Annotated in this window: 19 protein-coding genes and 3 pseudogenes; 12 read left to right on the top strand and 10 right to left on the bottom strand. The window is 38.3% G+C overall.

Going from position 1 to position 20126, the window contains the following annotated elements:
- Positions 1-147 (bottom strand): phosphoenolpyruvate carboxylase, encoded by a 147-nt coding sequence (locus MKP09_RS27025; RefSeq protein WP_262915596.1) that lies wholly within the window; start codon positions 145-147, stop codon positions 1-3.
- Positions 148-341: 194 nt separating this feature from the next.
- Positions 342-782 (bottom strand): annotated as a pseudogene (locus MKP09_RS27020) (phosphoenolpyruvate carboxylase); the annotation flags it as partial.
- 1128 nt (positions 783-1910) lie between these two features.
- On the opposite strand from MKP09_RS27020, the gene MKP09_RS23620 reads away from it, so the two are divergent.
- Entirely contained in the window at positions 1911-2315 is a 405-nt protein-coding gene (locus tag MKP09_RS23620) for a hypothetical protein (RefSeq protein ID WP_240833048.1), read from the top strand.
- Positions 2316-2393: 78 nt separating this feature from the next.
- On the opposite strand, the gene MKP09_RS23615 is transcribed toward MKP09_RS23620, so the two are convergent.
- Complete coding sequence (locus MKP09_RS23615; protein ID WP_240833046.1) at positions 2394-3659, bottom strand: aminotransferase class I/II-fold pyridoxal phosphate-dependent enzyme; 1266 nt, start codon at positions 3657-3659, stop codon at positions 2394-2396.
- A gap of 327 nt (positions 3660-3986) precedes the next feature.
- Positions 3987-6154, bottom strand: a pseudogene (locus tag MKP09_RS28955) (penicillin-binding transpeptidase domain-containing protein); the annotation flags it as partial.
- A 416-nt stretch (positions 6155-6570) separates the two neighbouring features.
- Between MKP09_RS28955 and MKP09_RS23600 the strand changes: the two are divergent.
- Genes MKP09_RS23600 through MKP09_RS23590 form a run of 3 tightly spaced genes read left to right on the top strand, consistent with a single transcriptional unit; the run spans position 6571 to position 7802 of the window.
- Positions 6571-6792: an AtpZ/AtpI family protein gene (locus MKP09_RS23600; protein ID WP_240833040.1), complete on the top strand. Its 222-nt coding sequence runs from the start codon at positions 6571-6573 to the stop codon at positions 6790-6792.
- The gene (locus tag MKP09_RS23595; protein WP_240833038.1) at positions 6776-7186 is read left to right on the top strand and encodes a hypothetical protein; all 411 of its coding nucleotides are present in this window, start codon (positions 6776-6778) and stop codon (positions 7184-7186) included. Before MKP09_RS23600 ends, MKP09_RS23595 begins: the two co-directional genes overlap by 17 nt.
- The gene (locus tag MKP09_RS23590) at positions 7179-7802 is read left to right on the top strand and encodes a SprT-like domain-containing protein (protein ID WP_240833036.1); all 624 of its coding nucleotides are present in this window, start codon (positions 7179-7181) and stop codon (positions 7800-7802) included. Before MKP09_RS23595 ends, MKP09_RS23590 begins: the two co-directional genes overlap by 8 nt.
- A 131-nt stretch (positions 7803-7933) precedes the next feature.
- Here the strand turns inward: MKP09_RS23590 and MKP09_RS27015 are convergent, their stop codons facing one another.
- From MKP09_RS27015 to MKP09_RS23575, 4 genes are all read right to left on the bottom strand, one after another.
- Entirely contained in the window at positions 7934-8536 is a 603-nt protein-coding gene (locus tag MKP09_RS27015; protein WP_317235482.1) for a glutamate-cysteine ligase family protein, read from the bottom strand.
- A 29-nt stretch (positions 8537-8565) separates the two neighbouring features.
- Entirely contained in the window at positions 8566-9042 is a 477-nt protein-coding gene (locus tag MKP09_RS27010; RefSeq protein WP_262915595.1) for a glutamate-cysteine ligase family protein, read from the bottom strand.
- A gap of 219 nt (positions 9043-9261) precedes the next feature.
- Positions 9262-9726 (bottom strand): ATP-grasp domain-containing protein, encoded by a 465-nt coding sequence (locus MKP09_RS23580; protein ID WP_240833034.1) that lies wholly within the window; start codon positions 9724-9726, stop codon positions 9262-9264.
- Between the two features lie 5 nt (positions 9727-9731).
- Positions 9732-10115: an ATP-grasp domain-containing protein gene (locus tag MKP09_RS23575; protein WP_240833032.1), complete on the bottom strand. Its 384-nt coding sequence runs from the start codon at positions 10113-10115 to the stop codon at positions 9732-9734.
- Positions 10116-10446: 331 nt separating this feature from the next.
- Between MKP09_RS23575 and MKP09_RS28480 the strand changes: the two are divergent.
- The 5 genes and pseudogenes from MKP09_RS28480 (at position 10447) to MKP09_RS23545 (ending at position 14244) form a co-directional block, all read left to right on the top strand.
- Positions 10447-11261: pseudogene (locus MKP09_RS28480) on the top strand (alpha/beta hydrolase).
- Between the two features lie 212 nt (positions 11262-11473).
- On the top strand, positions 11474-12547 hold the full coding sequence (locus MKP09_RS23560) for a thioredoxin domain-containing protein (protein ID WP_240833029.1): 1074 nt from the start codon (positions 11474-11476) through the stop codon (positions 12545-12547).
- The gene (locus tag MKP09_RS23555; RefSeq protein ID WP_240833028.1) at positions 12540-13043 is read left to right on the top strand and encodes a YyaL domain-containing protein; all 504 of its coding nucleotides are present in this window, start codon (positions 12540-12542) and stop codon (positions 13041-13043) included. The genes MKP09_RS23560 and MKP09_RS23555 overlap by 8 nt, the downstream gene beginning before the upstream one ends.
- Before the next feature lie 128 nt (positions 13044-13171).
- A complete protein-coding gene (locus MKP09_RS23550) occupies positions 13172-13534 on the top strand; it encodes a hypothetical protein (RefSeq protein WP_240833027.1) in 363 nt (120 codons plus the stop codon).
- 17 nt (positions 13535-13551) lie between these two features.
- On the top strand, positions 13552-14244 hold the full coding sequence (locus tag MKP09_RS23545) for a hypothetical protein (protein ID WP_240833026.1): 693 nt from the start codon (positions 13552-13554) through the stop codon (positions 14242-14244).
- Between the two features lie 60 nt (positions 14245-14304).
- Here the strand turns inward: MKP09_RS23545 and uvrC are convergent, their stop codons facing one another.
- On the bottom strand, positions 14305-16080 hold the full coding sequence (uvrC, locus tag MKP09_RS23540) for an excinuclease ABC subunit UvrC (protein WP_240833025.1): 1776 nt from the start codon (positions 16078-16080) through the stop codon (positions 14305-14307).
- A 135-nt stretch (positions 16081-16215) separates the two neighbouring features.
- On the opposite strand from uvrC, the gene MKP09_RS23535 reads away from it, so the two are divergent.
- The 3 genes from MKP09_RS23535 to MKP09_RS23525 all read left to right on the top strand — a co-directional run bounded on the left by MKP09_RS23535 (position 16216) and on the right by MKP09_RS23525 (position 18400).
- On the top strand, positions 16216-17145 hold the full coding sequence (locus MKP09_RS23535) for a metallophosphoesterase N-terminal domain-containing protein (RefSeq protein WP_240833023.1): 930 nt from the start codon (positions 16216-16218) through the stop codon (positions 17143-17145).
- Positions 17142-17783: a calcineurin-like phosphoesterase C-terminal domain-containing protein gene (locus tag MKP09_RS23530; RefSeq protein WP_240833020.1), complete on the top strand. Its 642-nt coding sequence runs from the start codon at positions 17142-17144 to the stop codon at positions 17781-17783. The genes MKP09_RS23535 and MKP09_RS23530 overlap by 4 nt, the downstream gene beginning before the upstream one ends.
- Before the next feature lie 77 nt (positions 17784-17860).
- Complete coding sequence (locus MKP09_RS23525) at positions 17861-18400, top strand: GNAT family N-acetyltransferase (RefSeq protein WP_240833018.1); 540 nt, start codon at positions 17861-17863, stop codon at positions 18398-18400.
- A 123-nt stretch (positions 18401-18523) separates the two neighbouring features.
- Here the strand turns inward: MKP09_RS23525 and gpmI are convergent, their stop codons facing one another.
- Complete coding sequence (gene gpmI / locus MKP09_RS23520) at positions 18524-20074, bottom strand: 2,3-bisphosphoglycerate-independent phosphoglycerate mutase (RefSeq protein ID WP_240833016.1); 1551 nt, start codon at positions 20072-20074, stop codon at positions 18524-18526.
- Positions 20075-20126 lie beyond the last annotated feature (52 nt).

Here is a 20126-nt window from a genome sequence, read left to right as displayed (position 1 = left end):
TTACCCGGAATAATACCGCCGCTTTTGGCGGCTGCAATTTAGTAATTTTTGATGTATGCCGCTGTCCTGGCGAATATCAAGCGAAGCAAAGTATAAACCAAAAAGATCAATCTTATTAATAAGGCTTTGTACCTGAGATGTAAACAAAGAGTTATGGCTCTCCTCCAAAATTTTTTTATACTTACCAGCGTATCTTTTATTTCTTTGGTAGTTATGTTGATCTCAAAACCCGGAACAAAAACGTTATCATATAATTTTGTTTCCAGTTCGGCGATAGGCTCTTCAACGCCGTGGAAAGTAAGCCTGCGTTTTAAACGTCTAACATCCAGATAATAACATTTCAGAATAGCGCTACGTAACGCATCAGCTACCTTTAAAGTTGTATCACACTTTACAAAGGGATTACCGTCTCTATCTCCGCCCGGCCAAAAACCCATTTGCAGTACAGCATTCTGATCTGATACCGCACCAGGGAACTGGCTTTTTAATTCGTTGACAATGCGCCCGGCAGCTGTATAAAATACATTTTCTAAAAACCACACCAGGCTTATGGCTTCATCAAAAGGTGTTGGCTTTTTCTTTTTAAGAAAAGGTGTTTTACCTAATTGTTGCAAATACGTATTTATTTCAACCGAGTCATTTTTAATAAGCGCACGGCTAAGATCGTGTATGATACCCAAAACGGATCCCGGATAAAACTGCGTTGGATGCGCAGTAAGCACTAATCTTACACCAAATGTTCTCAACACTTCAGCAAGTGCCTCGGCATTGTTGTTCTGCATCACATCACCCATTACCTGCTTTAAAGTGCCCGCCCCGCTAAGATCGTGCGTGTTTTTGTAAGCAGCGTCTTCCAAAGCATCAAACAAAACGACCTGTCTTTCTACGTACTGATTGAACTTGAACAAAAGATCAAGCTTTTCATTTTCCGTGGTTAAGGTGGTGTGTTTATTAAAAAACTCGTTTATTATATCAACAGGGCTTTGTGACTTAGCATATCCTTCTTCACAGTTGCTCGAAAAAAGCGACAGTAAAATACCGTCTTTTCCATTTTATGAAAGGGAAGCGAAGTAAAGAGGCTATTATATAGTTGAAACCTTGTACCGACTTCTGTCCTGAAATGATGCAAACTCTTGCTAACAGCAATATCCATTATTCTATAAATTATATGTTCTGTTTATTTTAATTCCATCGCGGATAATAAAGGCCGTTAAGGTAATAATTTTTACACAGATGAGGGCATTTTTATACTTTTCAAAAGCGACTTATGCAAAAATTGAATAGAGCGATTTGGAAGAATATTGTACGCATCAAACATCTGACTTACCAGCAAGCTATAATTATGAATATAGACTTAAAAGCAATACCCATTTATCAATAGAGAACAAGGTAGAAATAAAAAATTCAGCCTGAAAAAGTCGCTATTACAATTATTTTCCAACACAGTTTGACCTTTGGACGTCATTAGATTTAAACTTATAAATAATTGATAAACAATTTATTGAAACGACTTTTTAAAATTTCAGCCTCCTGAAAAGAGGCATATAATGGTTTGCAACAGGCTTTCACAGGTTCTATCTTTGTGTTATAAATACATAATCAATACAAAATACCGGTATGATTAGGTAAGAGCTCAAAACCAACTTTCGCTTGTCTCGTTTTGTTTGCCGCCTGGCGATTAGGTCCATATTGTGACGAGAAATTATTTGAAGAATTTAAAAAAAGGAGACAATTATGAAAACAGTTCTTTTACAAGCAAAAAAAGTAGCCTACGAATTAGGGTTATTATTTGCAAACACTTTGACCACCAGCGGACCGGTTTCAAAGCAAACAAAATAAATGGATGCCTGAATAAACAGGCCCATTTTTAAAACAATAATTAATTTTTAAAAAATATAAAACTTTATACAATGAAAACATATTTATCAAAAACAAAAACTTTCGCTTTAGCTTTAGTAACTCTTTTCGCAACCTCTATCGCTGCTCCTGCATTTGCAGTAAACGATGAAGATAAAAAAGGCGAGATCAGCTATGTAGGTAATGTAAATGACCTGCCTGTTTACAGACTTTCTTTAGACAATAAAGCAAACGAAATCTTCTTCGTATCTGTTACAGACAACGATGGTAATGTTCTTTACAACGAAAAAGTAAGCGGTAAAAAAATTGTACGTAATTATCAATTTGACAACGACGTTTACAGCGAGTATGACCTTACTTTTACTATCTCTAACATTAAAGGTAAAACTGTAAGTGTTTATAATGTAAGCAACAGCAAAAAAATCGTAAACGAAGTAGCAGTAAACAGAGTAAAATAAGTATAACTTATTCCCGATAAAAAAATAACCCCTGCAATTGCAGGGGTTTATTATTTTAAAGCAATTTAGGATTGCTCATTATTTTCTTGCATCAGCCATATCCGGAATAGCATTTGTTTTATAAGACCCGGCATCCAGCTTTTCTTTAACGGCAGTAAAGGCTTCCAGCGTTAGCTGTATATCTTCGTCTGTATGTGATGCTGTTGGTATTAACCTGTAAATAATATGTCCGCGGGGAATTACCGGGTACACTACTATTGAGCAGAATATTTTATAGTTTTCTCTAAGATCCATTACCATTGCGGTTGCTTCTTCCACTCCACCTTTCATATATATAGGTGTAACAACCGAATCGGTATTACCAATATCAAATCCTCTATCTTTTAAACCCTGCTGTAGCTTAAGTGCATTTTCCCAAAGTTTTGCTTTGAGCTCGGGACGGGTTTTTAATAACTCCAATCTTTTTAAATTACCAACAACCAACGGCATTGGTAAGCTTTTGGCAAAAATCTGGCTGCGAATGTTGTACCGTATATAATCGATGATCTTTCTATCGCCTGTAACAAAAGCACCAATTGAAGCCATCGATTTTGCAAAGGTTGAAAAATAAATATCAATCTGATCCTGTACGCCCTGCGCCTCACCAGCACCGGCACCTGTTTCTCCAAGCGTTCCAAAACCGTGTGCGTCATCAACCAACAACCTGAAATCATATTTACTTTTCAGATCAGCAATTTCTTTCAGTTTTCCCTGATCACCGGCCATTCCAAATACACCTTCTGTAATTACCAGTATGCCGCCACCTTTATTTTGCTTTTCGATATAAGCAGTAGCGCGCTGCATTTGCTTTTCGAAATCTTCGATATTGTTATGTTTGAAAACAAAACGATGGCCGGGGTGCAATCTTAATCCGTCTATAATACAGGCGTGGCTTTCCGCGTCGTAAACGATCACATCATGGCGGCTGCAAAGCACATCAATAACGCTTACCATACCCTGGTAACCAAAATTCAGCAAAACCGCATCTTCCTTGCCTTCAAATGCGGCCAGCTCTGCTTCCAATTGTTCGTGCAGGTTGCTGTTTCCGCTCATCATACGTGCACCCATGGGCAGGGCTAAACCAAATTCTGCAGCACCGTCTGCATCAGCTTTCCTGACTTCAGGATGATTCGCCAATCCTAAATAATTATTTAAGCTCCATACAATAACATCATTACCTCTAAATTTCATGCGGCTGCCTATTTCACCTTCGAGTTTCGGAAATGCAAAATATCCGTGTGCTCTTTCGCGGTGCTGGCCTATTGGTCCGTAATTCTTCAATAATCTTTCAAAAATATCTGCCATATACTACAAAGTAATTTAATATGAGTAAAATTCGTGCAAATATAACACGCAACAGCGAAAGAAGATAGATATGATTTCCTCTAAAGATTACCTTTATTAAGGATGATCTTTAAAAAAAGAAGGATTTGAAAAGCTTAAAGCCTGGTTATTCTTTAAAAAGTAGAAATGATATGTAACTATTTTATGAACCCGGCACTAAATATATAGCATCAAAATTGCGTCGCTCCATTCAACTGTATAATATATGGCATCCCATATAAGCAACACATTCCCGCTTTCCCGGTAATGGTCAGACGAAACTGTCAGACCGTATTTTTATAGTTTCAATCAACCCTTAATCTTCTTTTTTTCCGAATATCTTTCTAAAAATGCCCTTCTTTTTTTGGGCTCTTCTGGTGTCCCAATTGGTTTCTCCTTTACCTTCTTTTTATTGCTGGTATCTTTTGCAGGCTTTTTAATTTTGTTCGGATCTTCCGGTATTGGCGCAGATTCGGGGCCAATATATTCGCCATTATTCAACAGATAGTCCTCGGCACTACCAACACCCAAATCTTCGCCTGCGGCGCTCGGTTCTATGCTGTCATCCAAAACAAAAGAAGAAGGATCAGCACTAACTGCATCATTGCTTAGCGATGGAGGTTCAATAAACCGGTCCTCTTTATTTATCCCTAAGTCTTCATTAGCATACACCTTTTTAAAGAAATATTCCCAAATAGGTCTTGCCGCACTACTGCCCATTCCACCTGCACCTTCATTGCGAATAAACCTATCATCACTTCCAACCCAAACCCCGCCCATTAATTGTGGTACAAAACCCATAAACCAGGCATCACTATTGTCGTTCGTTGTACCTGTTTTCCCAGCCATTTCTGCGGCACCTAACCTGGCGCGAAGTCCGGCTGCTGTACCTTTATCAACCGGCCCCTGCATCATTCTAGACATGATGTATGCTGTAGCTTCGCTGATGGCCTCTCTGCGGTTTGCACTATAATCGAAACGTTTAATTACATTTCCATTTCTGTCTTCTATTCTGCTAATATAATAGGGCTTTGTAGAAAATCCACGTCCGCCAAACATAGAATAAGCCCACATCATCTCAAACAATGAAAGTTCGCAGGAACCCAGGGCAATGGACGGATGTGGGGCTACTTTTGTGGGAACGCCTATTCTTTGCAAAAAGTCTACAAATTTACCCGGCCCAACCTGTTTCATAATATAGGCTGTGGCACAGTTTCTCGACCAAGCAAGGGCATTTGCCATAGGCATTGTACGGCCGGTACAGGTTCCTCCTGTTGCAGGCACAAGCCTGCCACCTCCAAAATTTTGCTGTACATCCTGAACAGGAGTTTCAGGGGTAAAGTTCAATTCTTCAACAGCCTCGCCGTATAACAAAGGCTTAATGGTTGACCCAACCTGCCGTTTGGTATTCAAGTTGGCATGATCGTACTTGAAGGTTTTGAAATCAATACCACCAACCCAGGCTTTTACTTCGCCTGTTAACGGATCCATTGCCATAAATCCTGCTTGTGTAAATAACCTGTGGTATTTGATGGAGTCGTACGGTGTCATCACCGTATCTTTTGATCGCTCCGGGTTCCAGGCAAATACTTTCATCGGTGTTTTTTCAAAAAAGTCGCTTTTATTTCTTTATCGCTTAACCCATCGTCAGCAAGATTTCTCCATCGTTCGCTATTTTTCATCGCAGCCTCCAGCACATTCTCATGTTTTTTCCAAACACTTCCATTCTTAACAAAACCCTGCCTGATCACATTTTTATATAACTGAGGTGCCTGTTTTGCCACCGCTTCCTCGGCATAAATTTGCATAACAGGATTGATCGTTGTGTAGATTTTCAATCCATCATTATAAATACTATAGGATGATCCATCAGGTTTGCTGATATCTTTAAGGAGCTTCTTAAGTTCCTCTCTCAAAATTTCTCTGAAATATGGAGCATAGCCCAAATCCTCTGTAGGTTTCTTATAATTTAGCGTAATAGGTTTGGCTTGAAGGTTTCCAGCTTCCGCGGCTGTTATATTGCCATTTTCTGCCATCCTGCCAAGAACAAGATTTCGCCTGTCCATTGATGCTTTGGGATTACGGCGCGGATTAAAAACGCCTGGACCATTGATAGTACCTACCAACAGCGCAGCCTCATCTACACTAAGCTGTCCTGGTTCTTTTTGAAAGAAAGTTTTAGCTGCATTCCTTATCCCAAATACATTATCAGGATATGGCACAGCGTTTAAATACAAGGCCAATATTTCTTCCTTCGTAAAATTTCGCTCAAGCTTCACAGCAATGATCCATTCTTTTACTTTCTGAATCACTCTTTTTACAGGGTTTCTGGCACGCTCATTAAAAAGCGCCAAAGCCAGCTGTTGCGTAATGGTACTACCACCTCCTGCCGAACCGCCATAAATAACAGCTCTCAATGTTCCCTTTATATCAATTCCCGAATGCTCGTAAAACCTTTTATCTTCTGTTGCTACCAAAGCATTAATAACGTTGGGCGAAATTTCTTTATACTTAACTATACTTCTGTTACCTGAAGGCAAATAATATTTACCCATCAAGGTGCCATCACTTGCAAATACTTCTGATGCCTGTGCTATGGTTGGATTTTCAAGTTCTTCAATAGAAGGCATTTTACCAAACACACCAAAATTGGCCATGAGGAGAATCGCAATAAACAATCCCATTCCTATAAAAAACAATCGCCAAAAAATTCTTACGGATTTCTTCATTCAATATTTATTTAGAAGTTCATCAGCTTTTCACTTTTAGCCAACGAAGCAAAATTGCGGTAAATCTACATTTTAAAGTAAATAATATTTCTTAAAATTCAAAAACTCCATTAAGACCATATATACAAGGTAATAATTTATTAGTTTTATATTAAACAATACGCTTGGATTCAAAAAATTACACACCCTGGCTACGTTACCTGGGCGTTACAGCACAATTGTTAGTTTTAATCGGACTTGGAGTCTTCGCCGGTATCAAGCTGGACGAAAAATTTGACATATCTCCGTTATTAACAGTAGCCTTACCTTTGCTGGTATTAGCTGCAACATTTTACAAATTAATTAAAGAAACCGGGAAAAGGAATAAGAATGATGGACGCGAATAAAAAAGGTTTTAGCCCCCTGAAATTGATGATACTTGTTTTTGTGCTGTTGAGCGCCTTCTTTATAGTTTTCAGGCAAACACTTGCCAAGTCTGCTGTTGACACAACTGTATTACTCATTGCTAATATCATTTTATTTCTGGTGGGAATTTTTACCGTTCGAAACGGATTAAAGGCAATTGGCAATCCTAACCCGCATGTATTTGTGCGTGTATTTTACACCGGTTTTATCATAAGGCTGTTTGTGTGTGCCATCGCGGCCTTTATATATATTTACTTAAGTGATGGAAATGTAAATAAAGCTGCTCTATTTGGCAGTTTGGGAATATATATGTTATATACAATAATAGAAGTTACCTCATTACAAAAAGCTTTAAGGAATAATAAGAATGCCTAAGAAGGAAGTGCCATTACCACAACTGGCGCAATACTTACCTGAAAACACTTACGAACCGGTTATTGCCTTTCTTAATTTTTATAAGGTACACCTTACTATTGCCAAAAGCAGAAATTCAGTTTTAGGTGATTATCGCCACAGCGTAGACACAAAGCACCATCGCATTAGCGTAAACGGTAACCTCAACAAATATGCTTTTCTAATTACATTATTACATGAACTGGCGCATCTTATTACGTTTGAAAAATATGGAAATAAAATACAGGCGCATGGCAAAGAATGGAAGACCATTTACGGACAAGTGCTTGCCCAGTTTATTGAAAAGAAAATATTCCCTACTGATATTGAGTATGAATTGCTGAGAACCCTTCATAACCCCGGCGCTTCTACATGTTCTGAAGAAAGCCTGCAGCGCATTTTATATAAGTACGACCCTAAAAAAGAAGGTCACAGTCTGGTTGAAGATTTACCCGAAGGCGCATTTTTCAGATTAAAAGATGGCCGGGTTTTTCAGAAAGGAAAACGAAGAACGAAAAGATACAGTTGTCTTGAAGTATCAACCAATAAAACCTACCTTTTTAGCCCTGTATATGAAGTGATGATAGTTGGGAGTTAATTCAGGTTGCAAGTTACAGGTTGCAGGTTTCTGATTTTAGGTTTGAAAAATGAATAATATAATGTTCAACAATCAATTTTCGATAAACGGCACACATTTGAACATGGAACATAAATCTTGAAACCTGTTCATCAAATCCCTTCTAAAAAATTATCACTTATATATTGGGCAACTTTTTTAAGATCTTTAGTTTCTTCGTAAATCGCTAACTGCCTGTCTGCACCTGTACCGTTTTCCATGATCTTGTGCACATAATCAATTCTATGTTGGCTACCCAAATGTGGAACCACCGGGTCAATAAAATTCAACAGTTCATAAATTAGCGCACGTGTGTTCACTTCTTCTTCTTTACCAAAATCAATCATATAACCATCTAAGCCGTAGCGGCTGGCGCGCCATTTGTTTTCGTTAATGAGCGGCCGGGAATATTGAATATAGTTCATATTCTTACTTCTTAACATATATATCCGGGCACAAATAGCTTGAAACAATGCTGCAATGGCAATAGTTTCATCAGCGGTCATCGGTATATCACAGATCCTGAATTCTACTGTATTAAAAAATGGATGTACCCTAAGATCCCACCATATTTTCTTTGCGTTATCAATGCAATTAGTTTTGATAAGCATTTTCACATAATTGTCATAAGCTTCAATACTTTCAAACGCATCAGGAATGCCGGTACGCGGAAACTTATCAAATACTTTGGTACGATAAGATTTATATCCCGTAATACGTCCTTCCCAAAATGGAGAATTGGTACTTAAAGCAAAAATGTGTGGTAAAAATATCTTGTTGAATTAGCGATATGATTAGCCAGTTCGCGGCTTTCCATACCAACATGTACATGCAAACCAAAGATCAAATTGCTGCGTGCAGCCTCTTGTAATTCAGCAATGATATCGTTGTATCGTTGATGGTCTGTTATCAATTGCTTTTCCCAATGACTGAACGGGTGCGTGCCCGATGCTCCCAATGTCAGATTAAGACCACCAGCAATATCACTAATGGTTTTTCGGAGGAAAGCAACATCTTTATAGGCTTCGTCGATATCCTGACAAATATCCGTTCCCACTTCCACAACAGCCTGGTGCATTTCAGCTTTTACTTTGTCTTTAATGGTCTTTTGCCCTTCCTGAACAATTTGTTGCTCGTGACTTTTCAACTCATAAGTTTCCGGATCTAGTACCATGTATTCTTCTTCTACGCCAAGCGTGAATGTTTTATAATTTAAGATCATGCTTTAAATATGATGATATGATAATGAGCTAATGTGATAATGAGACCAAGTTGACATAAAATAGTAGTGTTATGTTAAGCAAAAACTGCCGTATCCGTTGTCACCCTGAGCCTGCCGAAGGGTCGTCGGAGTGGGCTTCGGCAAGCTCAGCCTGACAATCATATTATACTTAACAGTAGGATGATGTGCCACCCATTATCACATTATCACATCACTTAATTAGTTAATTTTTCCTGCACTCTGTTTCACATACTCGCCCCAGGTAAGGTTATCACCGCCATTATTGGCAAGTGCCTTCTCAATAGCAAAGTTGGCAGATGTTTCTACAACCCATTCAAAATTCTCTTCACCAACGCTGGCAATATCCGCATCTGGAGCGGGATTGCAAAAATCAATCGCATAAGGCACACCATCCCTTAACGCCAGTTCAACCGTATTAAAATCATATCCCAGGTATTTGTTGATCTTTAAAACGATTTCTGTCATTTCCTTAAGCTTTTCTTCGCCTGGCGAAAAGTCTGCTTTGTATCGCAGGTGGTGCGGATTACGAGGCTCGTAAGGCATAATTCGAACATGCTTACCACCAATGCAATAGCATCGATAATATTCTTCAAACACAATTTCTTCCTGAAGCAACATAACCAACTGTCCGGTTTCATTATGTTTTTCATAAAATTCTTCCATGCTATTCAATTTATAGACATTTTTCCAACCTCCCCGGCAAATGGCTTCATGTAAGCAGGAAAGCCTACTTCGTTAAAAATCCCATCCCAATCCAACGGGTAAGCAAGATTGCTAAATGAATCAGCGCTTGTATCATCTGGCTTTTCATTAGATGGCAAAATAGCTGTCTTTGGTACCGGCACTCCTATCTGCGTCATCAGACAATTATTAAAATATTTATCATCGGCGCTCCACCAAAACGGATTATTAATCACTGCGGTGCCAGTAACGGCTGCATTCTTCAACCATGTTCTGTAAAAAGGGACGTCTTGCGAAATACGATCAATGATAACCGCATAACCACTGTGTACGCCCTGAATAGCCTTATCTATATGCACAGGCTCGGCCATTATGCCATCAATATTTTTACTATTTACTCTTTCAACGAAAGCTTGCGGGAACGACCTTTCCTTTCCATGTAGAATACCGATTTTTTCATCAGTTTGTTTTTATGTTTTTAATAGATCAAATGGAGCCATGATGTAGGCTTCATGTTTACTATTTATTAAGCAATACTTTAGTGCAGTTTGATCGATGTTTTTCAAGTGCGTATTTAATAATACTTTCTATCCAAATATATTTTTTAAACGATATAAACAAAAATTGTTTCTGTCCAATTTTAATATATCCTGAATTAATAATTAAATAATATTAAAAGCACATTTCATTATTTTTGGTTGAATGGAAACCACAGGGGAACTACAATTAGTACTAGATGCAATTACCTTACCATCAAAGCAATTAAAAAGGGATGTCGAATTACGGCTTTATCTTCCTAAAAATGTTGCTGATACCGCAAGCATGAGTTTATTGCTCATCAATGACGGACAGGACATGGCGGCAATGGGATTTGATAAAATACTAAACGAATTATACACAAACAAAGCGATAGAGCCTGTGTTGGCCGTTGCTATCACTGCCGGTAAGGATAGAATGCAGGAGTATGGCGTTGCAAAGAAAAAAGATTATCTGGGCCGGGGTGCGAAAGCAGGTGCATTTACTAAATTCATTTTGAACGAACTTATCCCTTTTGTAAAAAAACATATAACGTTCCGACATTTAAGGAAACAGCGTTTGCGGGTTTTTCTTTAGGCGGTTTAAGTGCTTTGGATATAGTGTGGAACCATCCAGACATCTTTTCAAAAGTTGGTGTTTTTTCAGGCTCTTTGTGGTGGCGAAGTCTGGACCAATCTGATAAAAAATATGATGACAATAAACATCGTATTATGCAACAGCAAATAAGAAAAGGAAATTTCTCACCTGATTTAAAATTCTTTTTCGAATGTGGTAAACTTGACGAAAGCGGCGACAGAAACAATAACGGCATTATCGATTCAATCGATGATACGCTGGATCATATTAAAGAACTATTTGACAAGGGTTACAAACCTACAGACATTACTTATCTTGAATTGGATGAAGGCCGCCACGATGTACAAACCTGGGGCAAAGCCATGCCCGTATTTTTAAAATGGGGATGGGGAAGAAATGAATGATAAAATGATGAATAATGAATTTATAGAATCCAGATTTTATTAACCCGGCTGAAGAATAGATGGCATCAGTCTTGCGTCGCACAGCTTCATCTTTAGTACATGTGGCATCCTACATATTCGTCGCTATCGTTACACATAAAGTTTAAAACTGATTGCAGAAAACTTCGTCCGATCTTTGTAGCTACATACATCAAACAAATTAAAGGTCAGATATGCCCAACGCACTTATACACGAATCAAGTCCCTATCTTTTACAACATGCACACAACCCGGTAAACTGGTTTCCCTGGGGCGAAGAAGCATTGCAAAAAGCAATTGATGAAGACAAGCCGATATTGGTGAGTATCGGCTATGCGGCCTGCCATTGGTGCCATGTAATGGAGCACGAAAGCTTTGAAGACGAAGCCACAGCAGCCATCATGAATGAACATTTTATCAATATAAAAATTGATCGCGAAGAGCGGCCTGACTTGGATCATATTTATATGGATGCGGTGCAGGCTATGGCCGGTAGTGGCGGCTGGCCATTGAATGTATTTCTTACACCCCATAAAAAACCTTTTTATGGCGGCACCTATTTTCCTCCAAAAGCGGTAATGAATCGCGCATCCTGGAAAGATGTGCTTGCTGCTGTAGCTGACGCATTTAAAAACAAAAGAAATGAGATTGAAGAGCAGGCAAACGGACTGACAGAACATTTGACGCAATCAAACAATTTTGGAATCAGTTCAACGCCGTTGGATTTTTCGTTACAACAAATTGATATAGCGTGCGACAATCTTTTAAAACAAGCCGACACACAATGGGGAGGCTTTGGCGCTGCACCTAAATTTCCACAAACATTTTCTATACAATTTCTTTTAAAATATTATCATCTCTCAACGTCTCCAATCAATTCGAGTCAAAACTCCCCTTCCTCCGGAGGGTTGGGGGAGGCTGCCTTAAAGCAGGCTTTGCTAAGTCTCGATAAAATGATCGAAGGCGGCATTTATGATCAATTAGGCGGCGGATTTGCACGATATTCAACCGATGCTGAATGGCTGGCACCTCACTTTGAAAAAATGTTGTATGATAATGCCTTGCTTGTTTCAACATTAAGCGAGGCTTATCAAATAACACAAAATGAAAAATATAAAACAACAATCGATCACACGCTTGAATTTATTGAAAGAGAATTGCTCGACAAATCAGGCGGTTTCTATGCCGCTCTGGATGCAGACAGCGAAGGTGTTGAAGGCAAATATTATGTGTGGCAAAAAGAAGAAATAGAAGCTATTTTTGGGTAGCGATGCTGAAGTATATTGTGATTATTACAACATATCTCAAAATGGAAATTGGGAACATACAAATATCCTCCGCATTTTAGAGCCGTTGCCCGTTTTCGCAGCAAACAGGCAATACAAAGTGGCAGATCTTCAGCAATTGCTTGATAAATGCAATAAAAAATTATTGGCAATTCGTGAACAACGCATACGACCAGCTTTGGATGATAAAATTATTTTGGGATGGAATGCTTTAATGAACACGGCTTATAGCAAGGCTTATGCAGCAACCGGTAATGAAGCCTATAAACAGCGAGCCATTTCCAACATGCAATTTATGATGAAGGCGTTTTCCGATAACACAGTTAATCTTAAACATGTTTGGAAAAATGGCGTCGCAAAATTCCCTGCTTTTTTAGATGATTATGCTTACCTGATACAAGCCTTGCTACAACTGCATCGCATTACAGCAAACACAGATTACTTAGCTAAAGCAAACGCATTCTGTGAAAAGGTATAACTGATTTCTCAGAGCCAGACGGTTATTTTTACTACACGCCACAAGAACAGCAAGATGTTATTGTTCGTAAAAAAGAAGTATATGATGGCGCTACGCCAAGTGGCAATTCTGTAATGGCCCAAAACCTGATGGAGCTTGGGCTTTTATTTGACAATACCGAATGGAAAGAACGTTCATATAACATGATAAATGGCTTGAGTACGGTTGCGGTAAAATACCCCACTTCATTTGGCGTATGGTTATCCTGCTTTTATCAGCAAATAACCGGAACAAAAGAAATTGTGTTGATTGGCGACTACGAAACTGCTTTTAAAGAATTACTGCAACAACCCTCATCACATTCTGTTATTATGGCTGCAAAAGAAGGGAATGACCAATTTCCATTGTTGAAAAATAAATTTTCGGATGAGTCTTTATCGATTTTTTTATGTGAGAATTACTCATGTAAAAAGCCGGTATATAACATAGTAGATCTATTCGCTACAATGTAGCTTTATCCAATAAATTTATGCGTACTCTTCTTTTTACACTCGCCTTAATCTCCTCAAGCTTAGTATATTCTCAGCATGTTAAAATAACTCTTGTAGATAGCCTGGGGAGAGAGCTACCCATTGACACAAGCAGATGGATGCCAAAATACCATCAAAATATACTTGCATCAATGCGGCTTGTCTACAAAAAAAGCGATCTTTTTAAAGAAGTGCCTGGTGTAGAATGTTTCAAAAACAATCCAAAATTAAACTCAATATTAAGTTGTGCAGGTAATCAGTTGCATTCAGCAGACGAGGAATTTATGGCATTTATTCCGGTGTACAAAACTCATACAGTAGTAGACTCTATCTCCCTAAAGAGGACATTTCCAGGAATGCAGATTGGCAATTTGAATAATCAGCATTGCGGTCAAATTAGAGCAAAGATTTTACTCGCATTAGATAAAGATGCGTCAATAAAAGGAGAGAATGCGAATTTTAATTGGAAGGTGTATGTGAATTACTATTCGCAAGATGATGCGAAGTTTAAATTCAATGCCGATACTGCAATTAGTTTCCCAATCCATCTTAAAGAAACCGAATATTATAAAGGGAAATACAAATATTTAAAAGCGTTATTTCTTCAAAAAAAGACCGGGGTTTTATTCACTTCTATTGTTTCTACACAGAGAAAGGAAAAAAGATTTACCCAAATATTGGAAAGAGATTGAAGGTATATTTAAATATGAAAACTAAAGTAAATCATCAATTCTTATTAAAATAATCCCAAACTACTTTTGCTTTAGCATTACCAACAACGCCGATATCTCCTGCAAAGTTTTTTCCCGGATATTTTTAACGGAACGAAATTGCTGCAAAAGCTGATCAGCAGTAGATTTGCCAATACCTTTGATATCTTCCAACTCATTCTTAAATGTGCCCTTGCTTCTTTTTTGGCGGTGAAAAGTAATCCCAAAACGATGCACCTGGTCGCGTATAAAACGTATAAATTTTAAACTGCTGCCGTTATATGGAAGTTTTAAAGATTCCTGATCGCCGGTAAAAAATAATTCTTCAATATTTTTTGCAAGTCCCACTAATGTGATCATTCCGTGTAACTCCAACTCTTCAATGGCTTCCATTGCAGCACTTAATTGTCCCTTTCCCCCATCAATAATAACCAGTTGCGGAAAATCTTCCTGTTCTTCCTTCAATCGCTTGTAACGCCGGTACACGGCTTCTTTCATCGAGGCAAAATCATTAATACCTTCAACCGTTTTCACGTTAAAATGCCTGTAATCTTTTTTGCTTGGCACCCCGTTTTTGAAACAAACCATCGCACTTACCGGATAGCTTCCCTGGAAATTGGAGTTATCAAAACATTCAATATGTACGGGCAAATCCTGCAATTGCAAATCAGTTTGTAATTGCTCTAAAATCTTTACCTGATCTACGTTCCGGTTAATCTTTAATCTTTCTTTGTTCTTTATTTCTTCGATAAAATACCCGGCATTTTTTTCAGAAAGCTCGATCAGTTTTTTACGATCGCCGCCTTTAGGAACAATCACTTCTGTATTTTCTTCGGGATAGTCTATTGGAAAAGGAACAACTATTTCAACTGCGTCGCTGTTAAAAGTGCTACGAAGATGCTGAATAGCATATACCAATATTTCTTCCACAGGTTCGTCTAAATGCGTCTCTACTTTATTCGTCTGCGTTTGTACAATGGTACCACTTCGAACCATTAAATAATTTACATAAGCAATGTCTTTTTCTTTTATAATACTGAACACGTCCTTATCGCCTCCTTTCATACCTGTCACAACTGATCTGGATTGATAGTAATCTTCCAGGTATTCAATTTTCTTTCTAATATATTCAGCTTTTTCAAATTGAAGAGCGGCTGCAAAGGTTTTCATTTCTTCTTTAAAATGACGGATTACCGGCGACAAATTCCCTTTTAGCAAATCCCTTACCTGACGAATATTGTCATCATAATCTTCTTTAGATTGGTAATTTTCGCAAGGTCCTTTACAATTACCTAAGTGATATTCAAGGCACACTTTAAACTTACCTTTTTCAATATTATTCTTTGTAAGATTGAGTCCACAAGTACGCAACGGAATCGCCCTTCTGATAAATTCCAGCAACTCTCTTACCCGAAACACTGAAGTGTACGGGCCCAGGTATTCAGAACCATCATTAACCGGCTGTCGTGTTAAATAAACACGTGGAAAGTTTTCATTTTTGATTACAATGTAAGGATAGCTTTTATCATCTTTTAAATTAATATTATAACGAGGCTGAAATTGCTTTATAAGCGAGTTCTCCAAAAAGAAAGCATCCTGTTCACTATTTACAATTGCAAACTCAATTCTGTCGATCCGTTGAACCAGCTCATGGGTTTTATAATTAGTAAATGTTTTATTGAAATAAGAGCTTACGCGCTTCCTTAAACTTTTGGCCTTCCCTACATAAATGATCTTATCCGTTGCATCAAAGTATTTATAAATACCTGGTTGCAATGGTATCGTGGGCGCTATTTTAGAGAAATCTTCCTGGTTCATATTAATCTTCCGTCATAATTAAATTATAAGCCACTTGTTTAAATTTAATATAGGGTTAATAGTAGGCTTATACTTTTGCCGCAATTCCACGCTAAAATTACAATCCATATCAACAGCAACTAAAAATAATTCATCATGTTAAAGCATCTTTTACTAACAGCATCATTGTTATATTGTTTAGCAGCCGCCGCCCAAAGCAAATTATCTGGTTATATTTATTTAGATGAAAACAACAATGCTCAGTTCGACAAAAAAGAAGCCGGACTGTCAGGTGTTTCAGTATCAAACGGAAAAGATGTTGCGGTAACTGACGCAAAGGGCCATTATGAGCTTTCGGTGGGTAATGACAACATCATTTTTGTTGTAAAACCTACAGGTTACCATTTCAAAAATAACAAATATAACCTGCCTGAATTTTACTATATCCACAAACCGCAAGGTTCGCCAGCGTCTTTAAAACACCAAGGTGTTAGCCCAACAGCACCGCTTTCAAAAGATCTTAATTTTGCCTTGTACAAACAGGATGAGCCAACCAATTTTTCGGTACTTGTGTTTGGCGATCCGCAGCCATATAACGAACAGGAACTGAGCTATTTTGCAAAAAGCATTGTTGATGATGTAAATACCACTAAACAAGTCAAGTTTGGTATTAGCCTTGGTGATATTGTAGGCGACGATTTAAGCCTGCACACACCTTACAAGGAAATCATGACCAAGCTAAACCTTTCCTGGTATAATGTAATGGGCAATCATGATATGAATTATGATGTAAAGACTGACTCATTATCAGACGAAACATTTGAGAAAAACTTTGGCCCGAATAATTTTTCGTGGAATTATGCTAATACGCATTTTATTATCCTGGACAATATTTTATATCCGGACCCGCGCGATGGACAAGGCTACTGGGGCGGCTTAAGAGCTGATCAAATTGAATTTATAAAAAACGATCTGGCACAGGTTGATAAAAACAAACTAGTCGTTGTGTCTTTCCACATACCTTTTTCTAATGAAGGTGGTGATGCTATCAGATTGGAAGACAGACAAGCTTTTTTGATCTGTTGAAAGATTTTGATAATTGTCTGCTACTATCAGCTCACACCCATTTTCAAAAGCAGATATATTATAAAGCAACAGACGGCTGGCATGGCAAAAACTCGGCATTGCATGAATATAATGTTGGTACAACCTCCGGGGACTGGTACTCTGGTGAACTTAATGCAGCAGGTATTCCTGACGGAACGATGAGAGACGGCACACCACGCGGTTATGCATTTTTGCAAATCAGTAATAACGATTATAAGCTTCGTTATAAAGTTGCAGGGAAAGACAGCAACTACCAGATAAAAATTTATGCGCCTAATATAGTTGAACACAATAGCAGAGGCGGCGCACCATTTTATGCTAATTTCTTTATGGGCTCAGAAAGCGATAAAGTGCAATACAAAATAGACAATGGCAAATGGAGTGACATGAAATATGAGCCGACATTTGATTATAGTTATTTGAAATTAGTTACAAAATGGGATGATACTAAAACGCTGTTAGAAGGGCGCAGGCCTTCAGCACCTGTGGCTTCAGAGCACATTTGGTCTGCCGCGGTGAATAAAAGACTATCGCCGGGAGAACATACCATTTATGTGAAAGTACAGGATAAATATGGCAATGTGCATGAACAAACACACACTTATAAAATCCAATAAATAGACAATAAAAATATTTTATAAATGAACCCGGCGCTATACGAAAGTTGCCGGGTTCATTTTTTATATTTATCAGTATGATTTTACAAATTGATGAAAACCTAAAGTTATTATTAAGCCATGCGAGCCATGCAGAACAGCTATTTGCTGCCGTCGATGCTAACAGAACACATCTTTCCGTTTTTCTTCCGTGGGTACCTGATATGAAATCAGTTGCCGATTTTAGTAATTACCTGCAAAACTGCGAAACGCTTAATGCGCAAGGTCTGGAATATAGTTTCAACATCTTTGAGAACAACAATCTCATCGGTCGTGTGGGCCTTAGTTTTATTAATAAAACAAACAGATCCGCAAATATTGGTTATTGGTTAGCGTCAGATGCGCAGGGCAAAGGAATCATGACCAAAGCTGTTAAAAGAATCATGGAGTTTGGTTTTGAAGAACTGAAACTAAATCGGTTAGAAATCAAAGCAGCGACAGGTAATAAACGGAGCAGCGCTATCCCTGAAAAACTTGGATTTACAAAGGAAGGAACTTTACGACAAGCCGAACGAGTGAACGAAGCATTTCTCGACCTGATACTTTATTCGTTACTTAAAGAGGAATACAAAAAATAAAACCTTCGAGGTTTTTAAAACTTCGAAGGCTTATATCCGTTTATGCAGGATGCCAAATGCAACACAATTGAACTGAGCGTAGCAATTTCGACGCCATATATTCAACTGCTGGCAGCATCATTCTTATGCAATTGTTGCTTTATCTACCAATACTTCGCCAGTCATTTGCGCAGGTATCGGCAATTTCATAAAGCTGAGTATTGTTGGGGCTATATCGCCCAGTTTCCCTTCTTTAATAGTACCGTTCCAATTATTATCAATAATGAACAATGGCACCAGGTTCAATGTATGGGCGGTATTGGGACTTCCGTCATCATTGATCATAAAGTCGGAGTTGCCATGATCCGCCGTCAGAAACACCACATAATCCTGCGCCAATGCTTCTGTTACAACACGCTCTACACAATGATCAACCGTTTCAACCGCTTTAATGGCCGCAGAAAAAACGCCTGTATGGCCCACCATATCTGCATTTGCAAAGTTCAGGCAAATAAAATCGGCTGATTGATTTTTAATTTCAGGCAGTAATGCTTCAGTAAGTTCATTGGCACTCATTTCGGGCTGCAGGTCGTAAGTTGCAACTTTTGGTGAAGGTTTTAAAATCCTGTTCTCTCCTTCAAAAGGCAACTCGCGGCCACCATTGAAAAAGAAAGTAACGTGCGGATATTTTTCTGTTTCTGCAATGCGTATCTGCTTCAACCCATTCGTGGCAACAACTTCGCCTAATGTGTTTGTAAGGTCTTCATTTCTGAAAATAGAATACACTGCTGTGTATTTGTGATCGTAAACCGTCATAGTTGTATAATCAAGATTCAAACGTTTCATGTTAAAATCTGAATTATCAGCCTGTGTCAACACTTCGGTTATTTCACGACAACGATCTGTACGGAAATTGAAACATAACACATGATCGCCTTCTTTTATAGTGGCAACAGGTTTATTTTGAGCATCAACTATTACGGTCGGATTAATAAATTCATCTGTGATATTTTCTTCATAGCTCTGTTTCACCGCGTCAACCGCAGTTGCCGCCGTATCGCCTACGCCATTTACCAAAACATCATAAGCCTTGTACACACGTTCCCATCTTTTATCACGATCCATTGCATAATAACGACCACTTACTGTTGCTATTTTACCAAGACCTATTTTGTCAATATGATTTTGCAGATCTTCTATAAAGTGTAAGCCACTTTTCGGATCCGTATCACGGCCATCGGTAAAAGCATGAATATATACCTCCTTTACGCCCGCATCTTTGCAAATATCAAGCAATGCCTTTAGGTGGTTGATATGTGAGTGGACACCGCCATCGCTTACCAATCCCATCAAATGCATCGGTTTATTATTTGCCTTTGCAGAATCGAGCGTTCTGATCAGTTCTGGATTTTTTGCCAATTCACCAGTTCTGATCGCCACATTAATTCTTTGCAATTCCTGGTAAACAATGCGCCCGGCACCTAAATTAAGGTGGCCCACTTCCGAATTACCCATTTGTCCTTCAGGCAAACCAACCTGTTCGCCAAAAGTAATTAAGGTTGTATGCGGATATTTTCCATATAAAGATTTGGTAAACGGTGTGTTAGAGTTCTGTATAGCATCAGCAGATGCAACTTTTCCTAAACCCCAACCGTCCATTATATATAAAATAGCTTTCTTTTGTTGTAACGACATTTTTTTTGACTATTGATTATCAGTGAATTAATATATTTAATCAAACTTTTTG

Origin of the sequence: Paraniabella ginsengisoli (genome assembly GCF_022513635.1) — a bacterium.
Taxonomy (GTDB): Bacteria; Bacteroidota; Bacteroidia; order Chitinophagales; family Chitinophagaceae; genus Niabella; species Niabella ginsengisoli.
The sequence above is the reverse complement of the archived record's forward strand: the minus strand, read 5'-3'. Positions and strand labels throughout refer to the sequence as shown.

Bases quoted from the DNA above. Each gene is read 5' to 3' on its own strand.
- MKP09_RS23620 (WP_240833048.1), top strand. From the start codon at position 1,911: ATGAAAACATATTTATCAAAAACAAAAACTTTCGCTTTAGCTTTAGTA.
- MKP09_RS23545 (WP_240833026.1), top strand. From the start codon at position 13,552: ATGCGTACTCTTCTTTTTACACTCGCCTTAATCTCCTCAAGCTTAGTA.
- MKP09_RS23595 (WP_240833038.1), top strand. From the start codon at position 6,776: ATGATGGACGCGAATAAAAAAGGTTTTAGCCCCCTGAAATTGATGATA.
- MKP09_RS23535 (WP_240833023.1), top strand. From the start codon at position 16,216: ATGTTAAAGCATCTTTTACTAACAGCATCATTGTTATATTGTTTAGCA.
- gpmI (WP_240833016.1), bottom strand. From the start codon at position 20,074: ATGTCGTTACAACAAAAGAAAGCTATTTTATATATAATGGACGGTTGG.
- MKP09_RS27010 (WP_262915595.1), bottom strand. From the start codon at position 9,042: ATGATCTTAAATTATAAAACATTCACGCTTGGCGTAGAAGAAGAATAC.
- MKP09_RS23590 (WP_240833036.1), top strand. From the start codon at position 7,179: ATGCCTAAGAAGGAAGTGCCATTACCACAACTGGCGCAATACTTACCT.
- MKP09_RS23525 (WP_240833018.1), top strand. From the start codon at position 17,861: ATGATTTTACAAATTGATGAAAACCTAAAGTTATTATTAAGCCATGCG.
- MKP09_RS23575 (WP_240833032.1), bottom strand. From the start codon at position 10,115: ATGGCCGAGCCTGTGCATATAGATAAGGCTATTCAGGGCGTACACAGT.
- uvrC (WP_240833025.1), bottom strand. From the start codon at position 16,080: ATGAACCAGGAAGATTTCTCTAAAATAGCGCCCACGATACCATTGCAA.
- MKP09_RS23580 (WP_240833034.1), bottom strand. From the start codon at position 9,726: ATGGAAGAATTTTATGAAAAACATAATGAAACCGGACAGTTGGTTATG.
- MKP09_RS23615 (WP_240833046.1), bottom strand. From the start codon at position 3,659: ATGGCAGATATTTTTGAAAGATTATTGAAGAATTACGGACCAATAGGC.
- MKP09_RS23550 (WP_240833027.1), top strand. From the start codon at position 13,172: ATGGAGCTTGGGCTTTTATTTGACAATACCGAATGGAAAGAACGTTCA.
- MKP09_RS23560 (WP_240833029.1), top strand. From the start codon at position 11,474: ATGCCCAACGCACTTATACACGAATCAAGTCCCTATCTTTTACAACAT.